The organism is Stenotrophomonas sp. 115C5 (genome assembly GCF_056861055.1).
In genome coordinates this window covers 2,501-5,000 of record NZ_JBSPUQ010000002.1, presented here as the reverse complement: position 1 = coordinate 5,000, position 2,500 = coordinate 2,501, and the positions used below count along the sequence as shown (strand labels likewise).

The 2,500-nt window shown below is 53.7% G+C and carries 1 rRNA gene (only partly in view); it reads right to left on the bottom strand.

The annotated features are described in order from the left end of the window. Window positions 1-2,500: ribosomal RNA gene (locus tag AC13FN_RS03470) — 23S ribosomal RNA — on the bottom strand (it extends past both window edges: 207 nt to the left, 172 nt to the right).

The window sequence follows — 2,500 nt, the reverse complement described above, 5'->3', positions numbered from 1 at the left end:
ACCGGAACACCAGAGGTTCGTCCACTCCGGTCCTCTCGTACTAGGAGCAGCCCCTCTCAAATCTCCAACGCCCATGGCAGATAGGGACCGAACTGTCTCACGACGTTCTGAACCCAGCTCGCGTACCACTTTAAATGGCGAACAGCCATACCCTTGGGACCGACTACAGCCCCAGGATGTGATGAGCCGACATCGAGGTGCCAAACACCGCCGTCGATATGAACTCTTGGGCGGTATCAGCCTGTTATCCCCGGAGTACCTTTTATCCGTTGAGCGATGGCCCTTCCATACAGAACCACCGGATCACTAAGTCCTAGTTTCCTACCTGCTTGATCCGTCGATCTTGCAGTCAAGCACGCTTATGCCTTTGCACACAGTGCGCGATGTCCGACCGCGCTGAGCGTACCTTCGAGCTCCTCCGTTACTCTTTAGGAGGAGACCGCCCCAGTCAAACTACCCACCATACACGGTCCCCGACCCAGATAATGGGCCCAGGTTAGAACGTCAAGCACGACAGGGTGGTATTTCAAGGATGGCTCCGCCACAGCTAGCGCCATGGTTTCATAGCCTCCCACCTATCCTACACAGACGAACTCAACGTTCAGTGTAAAGCTATAGTAAAGGTTCACGGGGTCTTTCCGTCTTGCCACGGGAACGCTGCATCTTCACAGCGATTTCAATTTCACTGAGTCTCGGGTGGAGACAGCGCCGCTGTCGTTACGCCATTCGTGCAGGTCGGAACTTACCCGACAAGGAATTTCGCTACCTTAGGACCGTTATAGTTACGGCCGCCGTTTACTGGGGCTTCGATCAAGAGCTTCGCCTTGCGGCTGACCCCATCAATTAACCTTCCAGCACCGGGCAGGCGTCACACCCTATACGTCCACTTTCGTGTTTGCAGAGTGCTGTGTTTTTGATAAACAGTCGCAGCGGCCTGGTTACTGCGACCCTCTTCAGCTATAGCTCGCACGAGCCACCAAAAAGGGTGCACCTTCTCCCGAAGTTACGGTGCCATGTTGCCTAGTTCCTTCACCCGAGTTCTCTCAAGCGCCTGAGAATTCTCATCCTACCCACCTGTGTCGGTTTACGGTACGGTCTGCGTAAGCTGAAGCTTAGGAGCTTTTCCTGGAAGCGTGGTATCAGTGACTTTGCCATAAAGGCTCGTCTCGGTGCTCGGTCTTAGAGGATCCCGGATTTGCCAAAGATCCAAACCTACCGCCTTTCCCCAGGACAACCAACGCCTGGTACACCTAACCTTCTCCGTCCCTCCATCGCACTTACGCGAGGTGCAGGAATATTAACCTGCTTCCCATCGACTACGACTTTCGTCCTCGCCTTAGGGGCCGACTCACCCTGCGCCGATTAACGTTGCGCAAGGAAACCTTGGGCTTTCGGCGTGCGGGTTTTTCACCCGCATTATCGTTACTCATGTCAGCATTCGCACTTCCGATACCTCCAGCAGACTTCTCAATCCACCTTCAACGGCTTACGGAACGCTCCTCTACCGCGCATACAAAGTTATGCACCCCAAGCTTCGGTTCACTGCTTAGCCCCGTTAAATCTTCCCCGCAGACCGACTCGACCAGTGAGCTATTACGCTTTCTTTAAAGGGTGGCTGCTTCTAAGCCAACCTCCTGGCTGTCTGTGCCTTTCCACATGGTTTTCCACTTAGCAGTGAATTTGGGACCTTAGCTGTGGGTCTGGGTTGTTTCCCTTTTCACGACGGACGTTAGCACCCGCCGTGTGTCTCCCATACAGTCCGTCTCGGTATTCGGAGTTTGCAATGGTTTGGTAAGTCGCGATGACCCCCTAGCCATAACAGTGCTCTACCCCCGAGAGGATACATATGAGGCGCTACCTAAATAGCTTTCGAGGAGAACCAGCTATCTCCGGGTTCGATTAGCTTTTCACTCCTAATCACACCTCATCCCCTACCTTTGCAACGGGAGTGGGTTCGGGCCTCCAGTGCGTGTTACCGCACCTTCACCCTGGGCATGACTAGATCACCCGGTTTCGGGTCTACTGCCCGCGACTATGCGCCCTTATCAGACTCGGTTTCCCTTCGCCTCCCCTATACGGTTAAGCTTGCCACGAACAGTAAGTCGCTGACCCATTATACAAAAGGTACGCAGTCACTCCTTGCGGAGCTCCTACTGCTTGTACGCACACGGTTTCAGGTTCTATTTCACTCCCCTCTCCGGGGTTCTTTTCGCCTTTCCCTCACGGTACTGGTTCACTATCGGTCGGTCAGTAGTATTTAGCCTTGGAGGATGGTCCCCCCATGTTCAGACAGGGTTTCACGTGCCCCGCCCTACTCGTCTTCACTGAAATGGCCCTTTCAGATACAGGGCTATCACCTTCTATGGCCGCTCTTTCCAGAGCGTTTTCCTAGAACCAAATCAGCTTAAGGGCTAGTCCGCGTTCGCTCGTCGCTACTTACGGAATCTCGGTTGATTTCTTTTCCTCTGGTTACTTAGATATTTCAGTTCACCAGGTTCGC